This is a genomic window from Devosia pacifica, from assembly GCF_014652635.1.
GTDB classification, from domain to species: domain Bacteria; phylum Pseudomonadota; class Alphaproteobacteria; order Rhizobiales; family Devosiaceae; genus Devosia; species Devosia pacifica.
Map to the genome: position 1 here is coordinate 541659 of NZ_BMZE01000003.1, position 20416 is coordinate 562074.

Annotated in this window: 14 protein-coding genes; 10 read left to right on the plus strand and 4 right to left on the minus strand. The window is 61.2% G+C overall.

What is annotated here, in order from left to right; genetic code table 11:
* Positions 1-222: 222 nt before the first annotated feature.
* Entirely contained in the window at positions 223-2343 is a 2121-nt protein-coding gene (locus tag IE127_RS15485; RefSeq protein WP_189426605.1) for a DUF4214 domain-containing protein, read from the plus strand.
* A 95-nt stretch (positions 2344-2438) separates the two neighbouring features.
* Here IE127_RS15485 and IE127_RS15490 read toward each other — a convergent pair whose 3' ends face one another.
* On the minus strand, positions 2439-4367 hold the full coding sequence (locus tag IE127_RS15490) for a DUF4214 domain-containing protein (RefSeq protein ID WP_189426606.1): 1929 nt from the start codon (positions 4365-4367) through the stop codon (positions 2439-2441).
* A gap of 352 nt (positions 4368-4719) precedes the next feature.
* On the opposite strand from IE127_RS15490, the gene IE127_RS15495 reads away from it, so the two are divergent.
* The 4 genes from IE127_RS15495 (at position 4720) to IE127_RS15510 (ending at position 8840) form a co-directional block, all read left to right on the plus strand.
* Complete coding sequence (locus IE127_RS15495) at positions 4720-5823, plus strand: glycosyltransferase (RefSeq protein WP_189426607.1); 1104 nt, start codon at positions 4720-4722, stop codon at positions 5821-5823.
* Entirely contained in the window at positions 5820-6734 is a 915-nt protein-coding gene (locus IE127_RS15500; protein WP_189426608.1) for an NAD-dependent epimerase/dehydratase family protein, read from the plus strand. The genes IE127_RS15495 and IE127_RS15500 overlap by 4 nt, the downstream gene beginning before the upstream one ends.
* 67 nt (positions 6735-6801) lie before the next feature.
* A complete protein-coding gene (locus tag IE127_RS15505) occupies positions 6802-7599 on the plus strand; it encodes an ABC transporter permease (protein WP_189426609.1) in 798 nt (265 codons plus the stop codon).
* Complete coding sequence (locus IE127_RS15510; protein ID WP_244640224.1) at positions 7596-8840, plus strand: ABC transporter ATP-binding protein; 1245 nt, start codon at positions 7596-7598, stop codon at positions 8838-8840. Before IE127_RS15505 ends, IE127_RS15510 begins: the two co-directional genes overlap by 4 nt.
* Here IE127_RS15510 and IE127_RS15515 read toward each other — a convergent pair.
* Genes IE127_RS15515 through IE127_RS15525 form a run of 3 tightly spaced genes read right to left on the minus strand, consistent with a single transcriptional unit; the run spans position 8837 to position 13820 of the window.
* Positions 8837-11230: a glycosyltransferase family 4 protein gene (locus IE127_RS15515; RefSeq protein WP_189426610.1), complete on the minus strand. Its 2394-nt coding sequence runs from the start codon at positions 11228-11230 to the stop codon at positions 8837-8839. The two genes, IE127_RS15510 and IE127_RS15515, sit on opposite strands and share 4 nt — an antisense overlap.
* Positions 11227-12300 (minus strand): glycosyltransferase family 4 protein, encoded by a 1074-nt coding sequence (locus IE127_RS15520; RefSeq protein ID WP_189426611.1) that lies wholly within the window; start codon positions 12298-12300, stop codon positions 11227-11229. Before IE127_RS15520 ends, IE127_RS15515 begins: the two co-directional genes overlap by 4 nt.
* A complete protein-coding gene (locus IE127_RS15525; RefSeq protein WP_189426612.1) occupies positions 12300-13820 on the minus strand; it encodes a class I SAM-dependent methyltransferase in 1521 nt (506 codons plus the stop codon). Before IE127_RS15525 ends, IE127_RS15520 begins: the two co-directional genes overlap by 1 nt.
* Before the next feature lie 170 nt (positions 13821-13990).
* Here IE127_RS15525 and IE127_RS15530 point away from each other — a divergent pair, with 170 nt between their 5' ends.
* From IE127_RS15530 to IE127_RS15550, 5 genes are read left to right on the plus strand one after another with little or no spacing between them, the layout of a single operon-like run.
* Positions 13991-15409, plus strand: a complete 1419-nt coding sequence (locus IE127_RS15530; protein WP_189426613.1) for a phosphomannomutase — start codon at positions 13991-13993, stop codon at positions 15407-15409.
* Positions 15410-15425: 16 nt separating this feature from the next.
* Positions 15426-16853 carry a mannose-1-phosphate guanylyltransferase/mannose-6-phosphate isomerase gene (locus IE127_RS15535; RefSeq protein WP_189426614.1) on the plus strand — a complete coding sequence of 476 codons (1428 nt, stop codon included), beginning with the start codon at positions 15426-15428 and terminating at the stop codon, positions 16851-16853.
* Between the two features lie 15 nt (positions 16854-16868).
* Positions 16869-17885, plus strand: a complete 1017-nt coding sequence (locus tag IE127_RS15540; RefSeq protein WP_189426615.1) for an MraY family glycosyltransferase — start codon at positions 16869-16871, stop codon at positions 17883-17885.
* Positions 17878-19794, plus strand: coding sequence for a polysaccharide biosynthesis protein (locus IE127_RS15545; RefSeq protein ID WP_189426616.1), 1917 nt, complete (start codon positions 17878-17880; stop codon positions 19792-19794). Before IE127_RS15540 ends, IE127_RS15545 begins: the two co-directional genes overlap by 8 nt.
* A 15-nt stretch (positions 19795-19809) precedes the next feature.
* A complete protein-coding gene (locus IE127_RS15550) occupies positions 19810-20358 on the plus strand; it encodes a hypothetical protein (RefSeq protein WP_189426617.1) in 549 nt (182 codons plus the stop codon).
* Positions 20359-20416: the final 58 nt, after the last annotated feature.

The window sequence follows — 20416 nt, forward strand, 5'->3', positions numbered from 1 at the left end:
TAGGTGTCTCACCGTCTCCTGACGTACGTATTAACCTCTATTTTTGTTTAACGATTGATTTACGCGTTTATACTGACTTAAGCTTCTCCTCACGGGGAGGAGCGTCATCCCTGAAACACGACAGAGCAGCGGTGCCACAGGCACTGTGCAGTTTTTTCACGCGCAGCGGGCGAGAGCCGCTTGCGTGCGCAATAAAGTCATTCGCGTTCAAAGGGCAGTATAATGGCAAGCGTACAGGGTGTTTACATAGCAATTTTCGGCCGGCCGGCAGATCCGGTAGGCCTCGCATATTGGAATGAGGTGACCGATAACGGCCAGAATCTCTCGCAGATGATCGCCGCCTTTACCGATGCGCCGGAGTTTGAAGAGCGCTTCGCCGGCCAGAGCAACAGCGAGATCGTGACGGCGATCTACCAGGCGCTGTTCGGCCGCGAGCCAGATGCCGAGGGGCTGGCATTCTATACGGATGCGCTCGACAACGGCACTCTGCCGATCGAGACCATTGCCATCAACATTCTCGATGGCGCGCAGAACGAGGATGCGCAGATCATCCAGAACAAAGAAGCAGCGGCCGACGTTTTCACCGCAAGCCTCGACACACCGGAAGAAATTGCGGCCTATAGCGGCGCCAATGCGGAAGCTTACGGCCAGCAATTCCTCAACCAGGTGACCGCAGACCCTGACAGTGTCCCGACGGGAGAAGAAATCGAAGAGGCCATCGAAGAGGTATTGGCGCTGCCACCGGAGGGCCAGACGCCGCCGGATGAAGGCGAAGCCCCGGCACCGGGTGGTGGCGGCGGTGGAGGTGGGGGCGGCACGCCAACGCCACTCGCCACACTGGAGGACGGCGTTCTGACTATTCAAAAGGCGGCTACGCTATCCACGGTCAACGGGGATTGGATGCTCGCAGCCGGAAACCAGAGCGTCACGCTTACTCCCGATGAAGTAGCTGAGGTTACTGAGATCGCGTTGACTGGCGCAAGTGTTCAACTTAATGCGCATGCAGCAGCTCTACATGAGAAAAATCTGGAAGTCACAGGGGCGGGGCAACTGAATATCACTGGCCTCACAATTGATGAAGCCGAAGTTGGCTCCCCCCTTGAGGCAAACTACGAGCTTGAAGGCGTAATTCCGAATATTGAAGTACCGTTCCTAGTCAATAACTCCGAGGCCGACGCCATAAAGGCCGCTTGGGACATTTGGGACGACCAGTACGTCAAGGCGCGCGAGGAAGACTCGCAGGAAGGCTACTACGTTGACGAGATAAACGCCGGCATGATCGAGACGGGCATTCGATACGTCGGGTACCTCGAGAACGGTGGCGAACCTTTCACCGACTTCGGGGCCAAGGTTACCAATTCTCGCGACCAAAGTCTGCACGACAACTTGCTCGGGAACTTGAATAAGGATTCGCTGATGGGCCGAAACCTTCCAGATGATGTTGAAACAGAATTTCTGGAGCGAATTCCGGACGATTACGAGGCGCGCCCGGTGTTTTCGGGCAATGACAGTGCTTACGGCTCGGCCACCCACGACGCTGTTCGTGTTTTCGACTACAACAAGGGTTGGGACCGCTCGGACTACCTCATTGATGTCGACGACGGCGGATTGGATCCGGCGGCACTTAACGGTGACAACATGTGGGTCGGTTCGGGCATACCAGGCGAGGGTGATTTCGTTATTGCTCGCCATGAGGGCGCTGGTATCGAACTGGCAATTAGAGCCAGAGATCGATTCGACGCCGACGTCACTAACGAAGGTGGCGGCAACTTCCAGGCAGAAGGGGGTGTATACATCCGCCAGAGCGACGGGGCCGAATTTGCGGAGTGGAGTTTCGACTTTTCGATCGCGACTGGCTTAAACGGATCGGAATCCAGCCTCAGCGACTTCACGTTCGAGCTTTACTTTGATCTGGACGCAACGGAAAGCACCTCATTTATCTTTGCGGAACTGACCGATCTTGACGCCTTGAGTGGCGAATCGGATGGGACTTTTGAGGCGTTCCGGATCGTCAACGCCGACGACTTCTCGCTACAAGACGCGCAGGCTGTATGGAACGCCCCAGACCTACTCCTATTCGTTGACAACGTCGGAGAAACTGACGCTGTTGGCGGCGCGCAGGTTGCCCAGAACTCGCAAAACTACCATTTTGGGTTTGTTGAAGAATTTCTCCAAGCTTACTCCTCTAAGACATACGGTCAGGAATGGGATTACGAAGATGGCGTATTCACAATCGGATTGAACGCCATCGACGCCAACGGAAGTGTAGTTGCCAACAGCGAAATGCAGGTGTTCGTGGGAATGGGTGGCGCATCGGCTTTCGATGACAACTTAGTAGCCTAGTTCATCTTTACCGGTCCGTTCTTAGCAACAGGGGGCAGAGATTTCTCTCTGCCCCTTTCCTTGTTGTGCGGCCGTGAGTCGGCATCTCTTTCAGCCTACCCCCAAACCTCGCTCCACTGGGCATGCGAGACGGAGACGATCTCCGTTTCCTTGCCCAGCGGCTCCGAGGCAGTTGTGGCGAGGGAGACGTTCTGGCGGTTTTCGTCGCTTTGGGCGAAGGCGAGAAGGACATGGGCGCGGTCGGCGCCGTCTTCTAGGCGGCCGATCCAGTAGTCGAGCCCGCCAGCTTCGCCTTCACGGCCAAGAACGTTGTTGTAAAGCTGGTTGACGTAATCGGCATTGCCGAGCGTCTCGACCTCGCCGAAGCGCTGGCCGAATTCCGGCGAGTAGAGAAGCGAGCCGGCCATGTGCAGCATGTCGTCGCTGCTGTCGATGACACCGCTCCAATAGGCCTCGCCATCGGCATCGAGTTCGCGCCCGAAGGCTGCCTTATAGAGCAGCATGATGTCTTCGAGGAATTCGCCGGAGGCAGCAGTGACTGGCTGGCCGAGCAGCGAATAGATGCCGTCATTGGTGGCCAGAAACTCGATACCCGTGGCCTTTACCGAGCCGCCATCATAGCTGATGGTGAGGGTTGTCTTGGCATCGCCGGTGATCTCGAGCGCCTCGAAAGCAAAGTCGAGCACCAGCGTATCGCTACCTGCGCCGCCGGTGACACTGTTGGTGCCGGCGCCGGGGATGAACACGTCGTTGCCGGCGCCGCCGATCAGCGTATCGTTGCCATCGGCCTTGATCGGGGCGATATCGACCGAGATCATGTCGCGCACATTGATGCTGACCAGATCCAGTTCGTTGCCGAGATAACCGCCGACCAGGATATTGTTGCCGGCCACGCCTTCAAGGCGGTCATCGCCGGCGCCACCCATCAGCAGATTGGCGGCTTCATTGCCGGAGATGGTATCATTGCCGCTGCCACCGACGGCGTTTTCGATCAGGGCGCGGGTGTCGCCATCGACGAGCTGCGCCAGAGCGACATTGCCGGGCGCAGTCTTGCCGGCGCCGAGATCCGCCAGCTGGCGACCGCCGAAATCGGACCAGCCACCTGCGGACAGATCGATCTTGAGGTCCGCCTTGTAGTTCGACAGCTCGAGCGTATCGCGGCCACCGCCGTCCCAGATGGTTTCAAACACCTTGTTGGCGCTCGGGGCGCCCTGGCCGACGCCGTTGATCGACTTCTCGCCGGTGGTCTCGCTCCAGCGATAGACGGTGTTGCCGGAGCGGGTGTTGTAGTTGGCGCCATAGAGCGCCTGCACCGCCGCGATGTCGCGCATCATCGGGCCCTGAGCGTAGCTGTTCGACTCGTTGGTGTAACCACCACCAATATTGGCGCCGGCATAGGAGCGATAGCTCATGATGGAATAGGCCATTGAATCGATGGCCGACAACGCAGCCTGAGCGGCGGAGGGCGTCCCCTGCCCGGCTGCTGCATCATGCAGCCCGCCGGCGCAACACGGGCAAAGGCCCTCGGCTGCCAGCAGTTCAGCCTCGACACTCGCGGCACCGGACATCTTGGCATCGTGCGGATGGCTGAGACCAAGCGCATGTCCGATCTCGTGCATGATGGTCATATAGGCATACTTGCCCAGTTCCGGGTTATCATTGAAGCGCGCATCGCCGATCCAGACGTCGCCGCCAGTACCGGCAGTCGACGGACCATAGGCCCAGGCGGTCGAAGGCTTGCCGGAGTTGGCGAGGCGGATCTCGGCGCCGTCTGCAGAGGTTTCGGTGAAGCTGATACCGGCAACATCGGACCAGGCATCGAAGGCAGCGCGCGCCGCGCTCTTCTGAGACGCATCGAAGCCGGAGAAACTATCGTTGGCCTCACCAAGACCATAGCCTGCCCCGTAGGTGCTGGCGCTGGAGGCGAAGCCGTAGCTGATGGTGGCGGCGGCCCACTTGGCCGGTGTGAGAAGATCGTCGACAAATTTTGCGCCGGTGGCGGAAACTCTTTCAGTGGCACCCATTGTACGTTCCTCGAACAACATTTCCCTGTTGTTCTCAGAGGTACAGGAGCCGAATTACCGCATTTTCCGCGAAAAACTCCGCATTTTCTGATGCAAATTCAGCTATTGGTAATATTAATTTTGCATGAATCTAGATTTTTACTTTGTATTCACTGTCCACCTTCTGCAGTTAACCTAGCGAAGCTGCTTGATCCACCTCAATATCGTTAAACTACCAGGCTCTGGATCGGCCCTATGAACGCACGTAATACGGTCGCGACTTGGTAGCATTTCAACAGGCACGAACGTGGCTGCCTTGATTGTTTAAAGAGCGCCAGCCAAATTGCGGCCGATTCCCAGCCCGGAGCACCCCGTGAAGGTTCTGCATGTCTTCAAGACCTATCTGCCAGACTCCTTTACCGGCATCGAGCGGGTAATCTGGCAACTTGCTCAAGGCAGCGCGGCGCATGGGGTGAGCAGCGGCGTGTTCTTTCTCAGCCGTGAGCCAAAGGCGGGGCGCTACGCGGTCGGAGACCATTGGGCGGAAGCCGCCCGGCAGGACCTTTACGTCGCCTCGACGGGAATATCCCTCTCAGCCTTTTCGCATTTCTCGCGGCTGGCGCGGGAAGCCGACCTTGTGCACTACCATTACCCGTGGCCGCTGATGGACCTGCTGCACCACGCCGCCCGGCACGGCAAACCCAGCGTTGCCACCTATCACTCTGATATCGTCAAGCAGAAGCGGCTGAGGCATTTCTATGCACCGCTGATGCACAGCTTTCTTGAGCGCATGGACGCCATTGTCGCGACATCGCCGAATTACGTTCACTCAAGCCCGGTGCTGGCTCGGTATCGCGACAAGACGTCTGTGATCCCGATCGGGCTTGATGGTGCCGGTGCGCCGCCTGATCCGGCGACACTCGATAGTTGGCGACAGCGCCTTGGCGATAGGTTCTTTTTGTTTGTCGGTGCACCGCGTTATTACAAGGGTATTGAATTTCTGCTGCGCGCAGCGAAGACAACCGGCCTACCGGTCGCGATTGCCGGTCAGGGCGAGCTCGACCCTGACCTGAAAGCACTGGCAGGGACGAATGTGCACCTGCTTGGCCGCGTCAGTGACGACGACAAGGCCGCTTTGCTGGCGCTGTCTCAGGCGTTCGTCTTCCCATCGCAGTTGCGCTCCGAGGCCTTTGGAGTGGCACTGCTTGAGGCGGCGTTCGCCGGCAAGCCGATGATCAGCTGCGAGCTTGGGACCGGCACCAGCTATATCAATATTGATGGGCAAACCGGGATCGTCATTCCGCCGGCAGATGCCGATGCGCTGGGCACAGCCATGCAGCGCCTCGATGGCGACGTTGAGATGCGCAGCCGCTTTGGCGCCGCCGCAAGGGCGCGCGCCGAAGACCTGTTTCGCGCCGAGACCATGATCGATGACTATGTCAGCCTTTATCGGCGGGTGATCGAGGAACGCCGGTGACCCGCACAGTTCTTGTCACCGGCGGAAGCGGCTTTGCCGGTTCGGCGGTCGTTCCGGCGCTCGAGGCTGCCGGATGGATCGTACGGGCACCACGCGATCGGTTGCCGCTTGCGCGCGACCCGATATGGCAAGCTCATATCGAGGGGTGCGATGCGGTGGTGCATCTCGCCGGCCGGGCGCACATCACAGCGGCGATGGCCAATGATGAGGCGCCATACTTCGAAACAAATACGCGCGCGACAGCAGCCTTGGCCGACATGGCCGCAGCTTCAGGCGTCAGCCAGTTCATTTTCGCGAGCAGTTCCAAGGTCTACGCCCCTTCGGCGGCAGCAGCCGGCGCGTGCGAAACAGACGCGCTGGCACCAGACGATGCCTATGGCCGTTCCAAACAGTCAGCAGAAGAGCAGCTTCAGGCGCTAGGCGCACGAACACCTCTGGCGATCACAACCCTCAGGCTCCCGCTGTGCTATGGCCCCGGCGTCAAGGCGCGGATGCTGTCGCTGTTCCGGCTGATTGGGCGTGGCCTCCCGCTCCCCTTTGCCAGCATCAGCGCGCGGCGCAGCTATCTCGGGCTCGACAACCTCGCTTCGGCGATCGATGCCCTGCTGGCAGCGCAGCCCACGGGCTACCGGGTTTTCAACGTCAGCGACCAGGAGGACGTGACGCTGCCGGACCTGTTGAAGCGCATCGGCGCGGCGCTCGGGGTGCCCGTTCGGCTGTTCCCGGTTTCACCGCGCCTGATCGAGATGGCTGGCACGGTTACCGGCAAGACCGCGGAAGTCGAACGCTTGCTGGCGCCACTGATGCTCGATAGCACCAGCCTTAGCCACAGCGTCGGCTGGCACCCGGCTGCGAGTCTTGACGAGGGGCTGGCACGCACCGCGCAGTGGTATCGCACCACGCGACAATGAAGCGGGTGCATTCGGCACACGTTTGGAGTAGAGGTCGGCGCGAACCGGCGCGCAGAGCGGAGCCTTCATGCTGAATTCACTTGCCAGTGCCGCCTGGCGATATCGCTACTTCATTCTCGCATCCATACAGGGTGATTTTCGCTCCCGCGTCGCCCGCAGCCGGCTGGGCTTCTTGTGGATCATCCTGGTGCCACTGGCACAGGTGGCGATCTATGCTTTCATCCTGTCGGCACTGATGACGCAGCGCCTGCCGGGGATCGATAACCGGTTCGCGTACTCATTGTACTTGCTCGCCGGGTTCTCAGGCTGGTTCCTGTTCCTCGAAGTGATCAACCGCTGCGTCACCATCTTTCTCGACAACGCCGAAGCGCTCAAGAAGATCGCATTCCCGCGCATCGTCCTGCCGATCATCGTCGTTGGTTCATCGGTCATCAACAATCTGGTGTTTTTCGGCCTCGTGGTGCTGGCCTATGTGCTGCTCGGCCATGATCCGTTGCCGGCGATTGCCTGGTATCCGCTCCTGACGCTGATCACCGCTGCAGGCGCGGCCGGCCTTGGGCTGTCGCTGGGGGTCCTTAACGTTTTCATGCGCGATGTTGGCCAGATCGTCGGCATTGCCCTGCAGTTCGGCTTCTGGATGACGCCGATCGTCTACATGGTCGATATCCTGCCGGAATCCGTGCGCCCGATCCTGATGCTCAACCCGATGTATTGGGTGCTCGACAGTTACCACCGCACGTTCCTTTATGGCCTGCCGCCTCAGCCGCTGGCACTGTTGGGGCTGAGTGTTTTGGCGGTCGGCCTGCTAGCCCTGGCGCTGATGCTGTTTCGCCGGGCCAGCGCAGAAATGGTGGATGTGCTGTGACGGCGCCGGTTTTGACAGTCAGCGGTGTTGGCAAGGCCTTCCGCCGCTACAAGCGCGAGATGCACCGCATTCTCAGCCTGTGCGGAATTTCGATGGCGCCGAGCGAGGAGCGCTGGGTGCTGCGCGACATCAATTTTGCCGTTGAGCCGGGACAGGCTGTCGGCATTGTCGGCCGCAACGGCGCTGGCAAAAGTACGCTTTTGAAGCTGATCACCGGCACGATGCGCCAGACCACTGGCACCATCGCCGTCAACGGGCGGATCTCAGCCATCCTCGAGCTTGGCATGGGCTTCAACATGGAGTTCACCGGACGCCAGAACGCCTTTCAGGCAGCCGGCATGATGGGATTCAATCAGTCCGAGATCGAAGGCGTGATCGCCGAGATCGAGGATTTTGCCGAACTCGGCGATTATTTCGAGCAGCCGATCCGGGTGTATTCGAGCGGTATGCAGGTGCGCCTGGCCTTCGCCGTCGCCACGGCCTTTAGACCGGAAGTGCTGATCGTCGACGAAGCGCTGTCGGTGGGCGATGCGTACTTTCAATACAAGTGCTTCGACCGGATCCGTTCGTTCCGGAAACAGGGCACGACGCTGATCCTTGTGTCGCACGACAAAGCGGCGCTGCAGAGCATTTGCGACCGCGCAATCCTGCTCGAAGCCGGGAAGGTCGCGAAGGACGGCTCGCCGGAAGAGGTTCTGGACTATTACAATGCGCTGATCGCGGCGAAAGAAGGCGAGGAGATCGAAACGATCGCCCATCCGTCAGGTCGTGTGCAGACGATCTCGGGAGATCGGCGCGCACGCATCGAGTCCGTCGCCCTTTACGACAGTAACGGCACTGCCGTCGAAACCGTGGCGGTCGGCAAGCCCGTCGAGTTGCGGGTGACGGCGCGGGCGCATGCCGACCTTGAAAAGCTGGTGCTCGGTTTTGCGCTGAAGGACCGTTTGGGCCAGACGATGTTCGGCACCAACACGTTCTTTGCAGACCAGAGCATAGACGATGTCACCGAGGGCGAGACGTTCAGCTTCGGTTTCCGGTTCGATGCCAATCTCGGCCCCGGCAATTACTCGGTGTCGCTGGCGCTCTCGGGCGGAGAAAGCCATCTCGTCGATAATTACGAATGGCGCGACCTGGCGATGATCTTCACGGTCGTAAACCTAGGAGAGCCGTTCGACGGGAAGACCTACATTCCCACCACAGTGGACGTGGTCCGCGGCGCCGACAAAGCCATCAGCACCTAGCGCGGCACGGGGAAGCCGGTTGCTTCGAGCTCCTGAAGAAAACGCTCGGCGATGATCTTCCAGTCGTACTCTGCTTCAACGAGCCGACGCGCAGCGCTGACGGTTACCTCGCATGCTTCTCGATCCACCTCGGCGAAACGCTCGATCGCCTGTGCCAGACCGTCCGGCTGCATCTCGACATAGTGCGTGTCCGGCTGCGCCAGAAGACCGCGTGCGCCGAACCGCGTCGAGATCACCGGAATGCCGGCCGCAAAGTAATCGAGCATCTTGAGGTTGGTCCCGGAGCCGGAGAGCATCGGGTTCAACGCCACATCGGCGCTGGCCAACAGGGCGTTGCGGGTCTGGTCATCAACCGCGCCCAGAAGATGAATATTCGCTGGCAGTTCCCGCTTCATGAAGGGCATGCAAACGCTACCCATCACCATCACATCGACAAACGGTATGTCGGCGGCGGCATCGATGATCAGTTGCAGTGCTTCGACGTTCGGGCCGTGCCAGCTCCCAACGAACAGTGCGACGACCTTGCTCGGCAAACCGGCAGCGTCGCGCAAACGCTTGCGCTTGGCCGGCGCGAAATACGGCATGGTTTCGAGCGCAACGCCATTGGGGACCTGATGCTGGCGCGCCCGGGTCGGACCATAAAGGCGCGCGAACTCTTCGAGATCACGATCCGCACACGCGTAGACGCGTTCGGCGGTGAGCCAGGCTTCGCGCTCAGCGCTCTCGACCAGCGGCAGCAGCGGCGCCGCAGAACCGGTAAGGATCTTTTGCTTGAGCGTTAGTTCAACGTTGTGCGCTTCATACCACATCGGCCGCGTGGGTGCTGTGTGGCGGATGGCGCGAACCAGATACGGATGGCAGGCGATCATCGCATCGGCGGCAAAGGCCGAACTTTCGAGGGTTTGCACATAGTCCGGCGTCAACCGCCACCACTCGAACGCGGTGACGTCATCGATCGGTGCCCCCTCAACGTGGCGGCCGAGTTCCAGAAGGTTTTCGACGTGCCGCTCGCTGTGCGGCACGCAGTATTCCACCAGCCCCGGGGCGATCAGCCGGCGCGATGGGGCGGTATCGCCTGAGCACAGCGCAACGATGTCGATATCGAACACCCGCGCCAGATGACGGTTGAGGTGAAAAACGCGCGCCTGGCCGCCGCTTCGTGGCGGATCTGCGGGGAAGGTGTTGGCGATCGTCAGCTTGGGCCGTCGGCGCTGCACCACCGCTGGCGCCGCAATGGCATCGTCCTGCTCAAGAAGCGCTTCGGCGACGTTCTCCCAGGTAATGTGGGCCACTGCATCGCGCCCGGCGGCGCCCATGCGTTTGGCCAGCTTCTGGTCCGCCGCAAGCATTGAAAGACGCGCGCCGATGCTGGCAGGGTCTGGCGCGGTGATAAAGCCGTTTTCACCGTCACGCACGAGCTCGCACGGGCCACCGGCATCCGAAGTCGTGACCACCGGTTTGCTGCTCAGCATCGCCTCGACCGTGATCAGGCCATAGTCTTCATCATAGGGCGTGAACGGCACAGCGAGGGCATTGGCATAAAGCCCCGGCATCTCGTCATCGGCGACATAGCCGAGAAACCGGATGCGCTTGTCGTTGGCGGCGAGAGCCTTCAACCGCTCTTCATCAGGGCCGGTACCAGCGATCAGCAACTCAGTGTCGCCATCGACATGGCGCATCGCCTCGATGATCAGATCGAACCGCTTGGCGCCATCGAGCCGGCTGGAGGTGAAAAAGTAGCGGGCGTCTTCGCAGTAATAGTCCGTGCGATGCGGCGGATGGTGCAGCGGCAGCACCGGCACCCCATCCGGGAAATAGTGGTCGCGCCCTGCGGTGTTGGCAGCGTTGGCCGCGTAGCGACGAATGCGCTTCGGTGCCATCGCCGCATCATCGAGATAGTGAACGATCTGGCGGATGAAGGGGCCAGGGAAGGCGAACAGCTCTTCGGGCAGGTCACGCTCGCGAAGGGCCCTAACGCGTGCAATCAGCTCTGTAACGCGCTCGATATCGGGGTCGGTCTCGGCCATCCAGTCGAGCAGGCTACGCACCGGCTTGCTGCCAAGATGCTCGGGCACGCGTAGATCGCCGCGATAGGTGTCATAGAGCCCACGCAGTCGGTGCAGCAGGTAAACAACATGATTGGGATGCTCGACCATCCAGGCCGGATACTTGCCGGAAATCACCAGATCGTAGGCGCTGAGATCGAGTTCGGCGAACGCCTCATAGGAATCAATCAATTCCCAGAACGAGCCTTCCGGCGAGATCAACGAGACGATGTCGCACGAATGCTCGGTATTCTCGTGCAGGTGCTTTTGGAGGCCCCACCACAGGTTCTCGGCGCCACCAAGGGCCAGCGGCACCGGGTGCGGGATGACAATGGCGATCTTCATGGTGCGCCCGCTGCTGTGGCGAGCGCCGGCTGCGGTGCCAGCAGCGTCTCAACGACATTGTTCCAGGAGATATCGAGCGCACGATAGCGCTGATAGCCATTCTCGCCCATCTCGGCAGCGCGAGCAGGATCCGCCATCAGCCTGTCGAGCGCATCGGCCAAGTCTGCCGGCTGCGGTTCGCTGATGACACCGGTTTCCCCATCGATGACGAATTCAAGCGGTCCGCCTGAATCGGTGCAGGTGATGACCGGTTTGTGCGCCAGCATGGCCTCGAGGGTGATGTAGCCGTAATCTTCGTCGACAGGGCCGAAGAACACCGCCGCCGCGTTGGCGTACAGTTCGAGCATTTCGGCGCGCGGGATGGCACCTAGAAACTTGACGCGGTCCATCAGCTCAAGGCCCTTGGCCAATTCCTCGAACTGGCGCTGCATTGAGCCGGCGCCGGCAAAGATCGCCTGGATCGGTTGCTTGGTGCGGGCCAGCGCTTTGAGCAGCAGATCCTGGCGCTTCAGGACCTCAAGCCGGCTCGGCACAAAGATGTACGGGAGCGCCGGTTTTGAGCTGATAATCCCGGCATCCGGCGGCGGGTGATAGAGCGGCGTTGAGTCGATGTCGTTATAGCGCTTGAGGCGCTCGGAAACGCGCCCGGCATTGGTGAACACCGTTGGCAATGCACCCAGCGCCTTATTGTCGGCAGCGATGATCCGCTTTCTGACCGCATCGGTTGTCGCCCGCCCGCGCTTCCAGCCGAAAATCGTATCGTAAAGGTCATAGGCGGCGCGGTGCTGGTGCAGCAGCCAGACACGCTTGTTGGGGTGACCGATGACGTAGCTGGGGAACTTAAGACAGATCAACGTATCGATCTGGCCGCCGCCATAGCGCGAAAAATCGACCTTTTCGCATAGTTCGAGCGCGCGGCCCGAGGCCTCGGGCGGATCATACTGAAACGGCAGCGCGATGCGATGGACCATGTGTCCCGCGTCGCGAATGGCGTCGATCAGGTTCTCGGCGTGAAACTCGGCGCCGCCGAAAATTCCGGGCGTATAGACAGTGGCAACGCCGACCCGCATCAGACCTGACCCGCTGCGTCCGGCTTGCGCGCGAACAGCGCATAATCGGCAGGCTGGCGGAACCAGTCATTGACCTCGGTCGGCGCAAAACCGGTTTCAGGCCGATCGAGTTGGCAATCGTTCTCGTTGCGGACGATCCGCCCGGCTTCGAACCCACGCGCTTCTGCGAGGAAGCGGAGCAGATCCGGCGGCAAGGGCTTGTTGTGCGTCGGATCGTAATTGAAGGTGCACGCGCCAACCACGAGGTTTTCCGGGTTGGGCGTTTCGAACAGAATAGCGCCGCCCGGCTTGAGCGCGGCATAGGCCGCATCGAGAAGAGCGACCAGCTGCGAAAAGCTCAGATGCTCGACGATGTGAAAGCCGGTGACGCCAGCGAGGCTCTCGCCCGGTTGCTGCTGCAGGTACGCGATGGCGTCTCCGGCCACCACGTCGTGTCCGCGCTGACGCGCTTCCTCGACCATCGCAACATTGAGATCCAGCCCGCGGGTGCGCACATTGGCCTCGGTGAGGACGCTCAGCCACTCGCCACGCCCGCAGCCGATATCGAGCACAACCTCGCCGGCGGCGACAGGCGCAAGCCCGGTAAACATCGGCACATAGCGCCGAACGCGTTTGGCGATCTCGTCCGTCGAACCGCGGAACTTGTTCTCGAACGCGACATAGAGACTATCGAGCGCATGTGCATCGGCGGCTGGGGAGAGTGCGGCAGTTTCAGGCTTCGCCTCGCCGACTTCGGCAATCGCGCGAGACAGTGCCCTTGCCTGCTCGAGCATCTCTTGACGCGCAGCAGCAATCTCGAGCTTTGCCCCACCATCGACCAGTCCGCGCGTGGCGCTGGTATCCTTGTCGAGCTGGGCGATATCAGCATCGAACTTCATCAGGCTGCGCCGCATTGCGGAGTGCGTCGACACCAGGTGCTCGACCAGATCGCGATGGCGCAGATTGGCGGCAGCAATGCGCTGATTCATCTGGCGCATGGTCTGCGACAGCATCAGCAATTCGACGAACGGCGCGAGAACCCGACCGACGACGCGGATGCTGCGAAGCCGTTGCAGCACATAGGCGGGCAAAAGCCCATCGATCTGCACGCCACGCGCACGTCCCTCGGCTGACCAGCGCAGCGCGCCGAGGATGTTCACCATGCTCAGCCGACCCGAGCGAAGGCCGGCGAGGTAGTGCGCTTCGCCGGTCTTGTCCATTTCGCGGCCCAGAACCACGCGGTAGGCAGCGCGCATGAAATTGCGCTCGTCGAGGCCGGTGAAATCATCGAGCTTGTAAGATTTGCGGCCTGCCTCTGGTGCAGGCTCCGCATCCGGATCCGGCAGGGCCGGCATGACGATCGCATCGGCGCGCGGACTGCGCTTGACCCCGGCGGCCACCGGATCACGACGGGCCGGCGGCTCAGAGTCGAGTTCGGCACGAACGCGCGCCAGGATTTCTTCGACCTTCAGTCCCGCCCCGGCGCCGGTATTCGGCGCGTCAGCCTGTTCGGATCGGTTCGGGGTGGTGCTGTTGTCCATGCGCGCGGTCCAGTCTCGAAGCTGGCCCTGTCTATCGGGCTTGCCGCAGCATGGCAACACGCGCCGCAAACCGCCAAAGCCAGTGTTTTTTTGGCGGTAGAGCGCTTGTCATTGGAAGACCGATCAAGGATTAGTGTCGCCACTGAAACCAAGCTTGGGAAGGCCAAGGCGTGACGGGCAGCCTCAAATTCGGCACCAGTGGATTGCGCGGGCTCGTGACGGAGTTGAGCGATGCGACCTGTGCGGCCTATGCCGAGGCATTCGTCGCACATCTCCAACAGGCGACAGGTTCGCTGCACGAGGCGGTCCTGATCGGGCAGGATTTACGCGCCAGCAGTCCGCAGATTGCTCGCGCCTGCGCGCAGGGGCTGGCGCGCGTTGGGGTTGCAAGCATCAATTGCGGGACGCTGCCGACCCCTGCCCTGGCGCTTGAAGCGCAAACCCGAAGCCTGCCGGCGATCATGGTGACGGGCAGCCATATCCCGGATGACCGCAACGGCCTGAAGTTCTATCTGCCGCAAGGCGAGATCACAAAGGCCGATGAGGCGGGCATCACGGCATCGCTGGCAACCCATGAGTCGGAACCGGCAAGTGTCGATCTTCCCCAAGCCGATGGCGCGGCGCTCGACCGCTATGCACAGCGCTATTCGGGCCTTAACTCAACGTGGTCGCTCGCGGGCCTTACGGTCGGCGTATATCAGCACTCTTCTGTTGCGCGCGATCTGATGGTCACGGTGCTCGAGGCTTTGGGGGCTACCTGCCTGCCAATGGCACGCGCCGATAGCTTCGTTCCGGTCGATACCGAAGCACTGCGCGCTGAAGACACCGCGCTCGCACAGGCCTTTGCCGAGAAACAGGCACTCGATGCCATCGTTTCGACCGATGGCGATGCCGACCGGCCGCTGATCTCGGACGCAACCGGGCGGTTTCTGCGCGGCGATATCGTCGGGCTTCTGACGGCGCAGCGGCTCGGCGCTGAAGCAGTGGTTACACCCGTGACCTCGAGCACCGCGATCGAGGCTTCTGGCCTGTTCAAGAGCGTTCACAGAACACGTGTCGGGTCACCCTTTGTCATTGGCGGCATGCAACTCGCGGCCGGCGAAGCCCTGGCGCCTGTTGTCGGTTTCGAGGCCAATGGCGGGGTGCTGCTCGGCTCCGACACAAGCGATTTCTCTGCCCTGCCGACGCGTGATGCGCTTCTGCCAATCATTGCAGTGCTGAGCCTGTCGCGGCAACGCAACCAATCGCTGGCGGACATCGTGGCGTCGCTGCCATCGCGGTACACGGCGAGCGACCGTTTGCAGCAGATTCCGTCAGCAGCAAGCAGTGCCTGGCTGGCTAAACTCACCGCCGATCCGGAGGCCATGCGCACCATGGTCGGCGCGCGGGGGCCAGTCGCCGATATGGATATGACGGATGGTGTGCGCCTGCGTCTTGCGAGCGGTGACATCGTGCATTTTCGCGCCTCGGGCAATGCACCGGAATTGCGCTGCTACACAGAAAGCGGCAGCCAGCAGGAAGCGGATGATCTGCTTATGTGGGGCCTTGCAACGGCGCGCGCGGCGGTGCTTGAGCATGAACAGAATTAAAAGGGTGGTGTGAACGGTGAGCGATCCGATTGTTCCGGTGATACTTGCGGGCGGACAGGGCACGAGGCTGTGGCCGATGTCCCGTTCGGCGCGGCCAAAACAATTTATCGAGCTGACCGGGCCGACAACGCTGTTTCAGCAAACGCTGCAGCGCGTTGCCGATAAGGGGCGCTATACGCCGGCACTGGTGCTGACCAATAGCGACTACCGGTTCATTGTCGCCGAGCAGGCGCTGGAACTCGGCCAAGACTTGATGGGCACCATCCTCGAGCCGGTCGCACGCAATACCGCCGTGGCAATTGCCGCGGCCGCAGCTTACGCCATGCGCGAGGCCGGGCCTGAAGCGGTGCTGCATGTCTTGCCGTCGGATCACGCAGTCGATGCGGATGAGAGTTATTGGCAGGCTGTCGAAATGGCTGCGGCAACGGCCCGCGCCGGACACCTGGTGACCTTCGGCATCACGGCGACGCGGCCGGAGACAGGGTACGGCTATATCCAGAATGGCGCTTCGATCGGCGCCGGGGTGTATCAGGTTGCGCGCTTCATCGAAAAGCCGGATTTGGAACGCGCCGAGGCGATGCTTGCGGAAGGCGGATTCACCTGGAACTCCGGCATGTTCATGATCAAGGCCTCAGTGTTTCTCGATGAGTGCCAGCGGCTATCGCCGGACACCTACGCGGCAGCGCTGGGCTCTGTCGAAGACTCACGCGTCGATCTCGATTTTGTCCGGCTTGCCGAGGAGCCGTTCTCCAAGGCTCCCAACATTTCGGTCGACTATGCGGTGTTCGAAAAGACCGAGCATGCGGCAGTCGTGCCGGTGAGTTTCGCGTGGTCGGATCTCGGTGCCTGGGACGCAGTGTGGAAACTCGGGGATAAAGACGAAGCCGGAAATGTCAGCCGTGGCGAGGCAACGCTTTCCAATTCCAGCAACATGCTGGTCGTCACCGACAAGGCGCATGTCGTGGTCGAGGGTCTTGACGATGTTGCTGTGATCGCCAGCGAAGACGCCGTTTATGTCGGCAAGCTGAGCGAGGCGCAAAAGGTCGGGCCTCTGGTCAAGACGCTGCGCGCAAACCCGAACACGCAGGCGCTGACCGAGATTCACAAGACGGCCTATCGGCCCTGGGGCGGATATTCTTCCATCCTTTCGGGCGAGCGCTTCCAGGTAAAGCGGCTGTTCGTCAAACCCGGCATGCAGCTGTCCTTGCAGCGCCATCATCATCGGGCGGAGCACTGGATTGTGGTGCGCGGGACTGCCGAGGTGACGATCGATGGCGACGTGACGATGCTCACCGAAAACGAATCGATCTACCTGCCTCTGGGGTGCACGCACAGGCTGGCCAATCCCGGCAAGATTCTGCTCGAGTTGATCGAGGTCCAGACTGGCGCCTATCTCGGCGAGGATGACATCGTGCGCATCGAGGACGTGTTCGGGCGAGCCTGACGGCAGGAGTACGTCGTGCAGACCGCGCTTCTCGCCTGTGGACTTGCCCTGCTGGTCAGCATCGCATCGGTGCTGCTGGTACGCCGGCATGCCGTGGCCCTGAAGATGATCGCAAGCGTCAACGAACGCTCATCGCACAAGGCGCCCACGCCGACCGGCGGTGGCGTTGGCATCGCTGCCGGCAGCCTTTGCGGATGGGGAATATTGTGGGCAATCGGTTTTCAACAGGCGGCGGTGCTATGCGTTGCATGTGGAGCGCTGGCGGTACTCGGGTTCATGGACGATCGCTCCCCGCTCTCCGCGCGCCTCAGGCTCGTGATTCAGTTCGGCGCATGCGCTTTGGTCGCGGCTATGCTGGTGCCGGCAATTCCAACTGAGGTTTTCGGCTCCCTCTCCTTACTCATCGTGCTCGCGGCGGCATTACCGGTGCTCTTGTGGTGGGTAAACCTCTTTAATTTCATGGACGGCATCGATGGTCTGGCGGCAAGTCAGGCTCTCTTCATGGCGGGCGGCGCCATGATTCTGGCGTGGCTGCAAGTGCCGGAGGCCTATGCCCAGCCGCTGTTCTTCGGCTTTGCGGTGATCGCCTTGTCGACGCTCGGCTTCTTGCTGTTCAACTGGCCACCGGCGACAATTTTCATGGGAGACGCCGGAAGCCTGTTCCTGGCGCTCGGTCTCGCGGCGCTGGCGCTGTGCGCTCTTGCGGCTGAGTGGCTTTCTCTCGGCCAGTGCCTCGCACTGGCATCGGTGTTTGTCATCGATGCCAGCGTCACGCTGGCCCGTCGGCTTCTGCGTGGTCATTCACCGGCCGCTGCACATCGCAGCCATTTTTATCAGCGACTTTCGCGGCGCTGGGGCGGCGCCCGCCCGGTGACGCTGACGGCGACTGCGATCAATGTCGGCATTGTTCTGCCCTGCGCCTATGCCGTAGGACAGTTCGAGAGCGTCGGCCTTTGGCTCGTGGCGCTACTATACGGTACTGGCATAGCGATCGCTATTTTGGGCGGAGCGGGACAGGACGAGAATGGTTGATCGAATCCGTAGCTTTTTCGAGCGCCTGACGCGCCCGCAAAAGCGCATGCTGCAGGTCGCGTTCGATTGCCTGGCGCTGCTGCTGGTGGTGTGGTGCGCGTATTCGCTGCGGCTTGGCACGCTGTTTCAGCCAAATGGCTGGCAGTTGTTCTTCATGCTGCTGGCACCGGTGCTGGCCATTCCGTTCTTCGTGCGGCTCGGCCTTTACCGCGCCATCCTGCGCTATCTGCCGGATAAGGCGCTGTGGACCGTCCTGAAGGCGATGAGCGCCGCTGCGATTGGCTGGATGGCGCTGATTTTTCTCGCCGAAATGTCCGGCGCGGAGGGTGTGCCACGCTCCATACCAGTCATCTACTGGGCGCTCGGCACCGTGGTGATTGCTGGCAGCCGCTTTGCAGCAAAAGCCTTTTTTGCCGGCCCTGTGCCGGCGGCGGGACAGCGCCGCGCGCTGATCTATGGAGCGGGCCGCTCCGGCACGCAGCTTGCCATTGCACTCGACGCTGCCGGTGACAGATCGGTTGTCGGATTTGTCGATGATGACCTGAGCCTTCGCGGCCAGGACCTGGTGGGACGCCGGGTCTACCGCGCTGAGGATTTGGCGCAGCTGATCGCCAATTTCGACATCACTGACATTATTCTTTCCATCCCGTCTGCCAGTTCGCAGCGGCGGTTGGAAATTTCGACGCGCCTTGCGGAGCTTCCGGTGCGGCTGAGCACTCTGCCCTCGATCAGCGACCTTGCCGCCGGCAAATATACCATCAGCCAGCTGAAAGAGATCGATATCGAGGATCTCCTCGGTCGTTCGCATGTCGCCCCCGACCCGGCGCTGATGCAGACGGTCGTTGCCGGCAAGACGATTCTGATAACAGGTGCAGGCGGGTCGATCGGCTCGCAGCTCGCAAGGCTGGTTGCGACCAATGGGCCGAAGGTCCTTATCATCCTCGAGGCCAGCGAGTTCGCGCTTTACGAGATCGACCGCAAGCTGCGTGGGCTGATGCCAGACCTCGAGATCATCCCGCTTCTGGGGTCCGTGATCGATGCCAAGCGCATTGCCGGCATCTTCGCGCAATGGCCGGTCGAGGTGGTATTTCACGCCGCGGCCTACAAGCACGTACCGCTCGTTGAGGCGAATGTGGTGGAAGGTGTGCGCAACAATGTGCTCGGCACAAAGATTGTCGCTGAAGCCGCATTGGAGGCCGGCGTCGAGCGGTTCGTGCTGATCTCGACCGACAAGGCCGTCCGGCCATCGAGCATCATGGGGGCGACCAAGCGGATCAGCGAACTGATCATACGCAAATTGTCCGACCGCAGCGAGGCCGACGGCAAGCCGCAGCGTTTCCTCGCGGTCCGCTTCGGAAATGTTCTTGGCTCCACCGGCTCCGTGGTGCCGCTGTTCAAAGAGCAGATCGCCAAGGGCGGGCCGATTACCCTGACAGACCACCGTATGACGCGCTACTTCATGGCGATCAGCGAAGCCGCCGAACTGATCGTTCAGGCCGCAGCGCTTTCTGATGGCGGCGAGATTTTCCTGCTTGATATGGGCGAGCCGGTGGCCATTCGCGATCTTGCAGAAAATATGGTGCGACTGGCGGGATTGAGCGTCAGGAGCGAGGACAACCCGACGGGGGATATTGAAATCCGCGAAACCGGCATCCGGCCGGGAGAAAAGCTCTCGGAAAGCCTTTACTACGATCCGGCCTCGGCGGCAGCCACGCAGCACCCGAAGATCTTCAAGGCCAAGCGTCTCGGCGCGCGGGAAACACAGCTCGATCCGCTGTTGGAACAGATCGGCATCCTGGTCGGCGAGGGGAACGATCAGGCGCTTCGTGCGCTGATTGAGGAGTTTCTCGACATCAGCGGCTCTTCAGAAAGGGTCGATACAAACGCCGCCCCGGCGGTCATCAACTGAGGGCGAAGAGTACGCATGACGCTGCCGATTACCGTATCCAAGCTTTCTCTCGTCTATAATCCCGGCGAGGATCGCATTGCGCTCGGGGTGCGGGATGCCGACGGCGAGCGGGTTATCCTGCTGCTGACGCGACGCATGACCGGCAGGCTGATCAACGGGCTTGGCGCCATCCTCAAGCGTTCGAGCCCGACGGTCACATCGGCGCCCGAGGAACTGCGAAACGACGTCATTCTCATGGAGCACCAGCAGGCGCTTCAGGAGGAACAGGAACGCCAGGCAAAGCCCCGGACAAGTGCCGAACCATCGGACGACGATACTGCAGAAGCACATGAGAGCCAGCCGCAGATCGCGCTGGTCAGTGATATCGACGTATCAACGCACCGGACCCATTTCGAGTTGAAGTTCCGCGCCGGAGAGCGCCCTCTGGCGATTGCGGAGATCAGCCGCAGGGCGATGCACCTTTTCGTCGACGCTTTGACCAAACGCGCCCAGGAGGCCGACTGGACGCTGTCCTATTCCGAGGATTGGCTGGCGGAAGACCAGTCAAGCTGGGTTCTTAACTGACCCCGCTGGCCTTGCCCTCGCCACTCTGCGCCGTTATCGAAAACCTTAAACCACAAGC

Coding starts and splice junctions, on each gene's coding strand:
- IE127_RS15505 (WP_189426609.1), top strand. CDS start 6,802: ATGCTGAATTCACTTGCCAGTGCCGCCTGGCGATATCGCTACTTCATT.
- IE127_RS15545 (WP_189426616.1), top strand. CDS start 17,878: ATGGTTGATCGAATCCGTAGCTTTTTCGAGCGCCTGACGCGCCCGCAA.
- IE127_RS15550 (WP_189426617.1), top strand. CDS start 19,810: ATGACGCTGCCGATTACCGTATCCAAGCTTTCTCTCGTCTATAATCCC.
- IE127_RS15485 (WP_189426605.1), top strand. CDS start 223: ATGGCAAGCGTACAGGGTGTTTACATAGCAATTTTCGGCCGGCCGGCA.
- IE127_RS15520 (WP_189426611.1), bottom strand. CDS start 12,300: ATGCGGGTCGGCGTTGCCACTGTCTATACGCCCGGAATTTTCGGCGGC.
- IE127_RS15525 (WP_189426612.1), bottom strand. CDS start 13,820: ATGGACAACAGCACCACCCCGAACCGATCCGAACAGGCTGACGCGCCG.
- IE127_RS15490 (WP_189426606.1), bottom strand. CDS start 4,367: ATGGGTGCCACTGAAAGAGTTTCCGCCACCGGCGCAAAATTTGTCGAC.
- IE127_RS15515 (WP_189426610.1), bottom strand. CDS start 11,230: ATGAAGATCGCCATTGTCATCCCGCACCCGGTGCCGCTGGCCCTTGGT.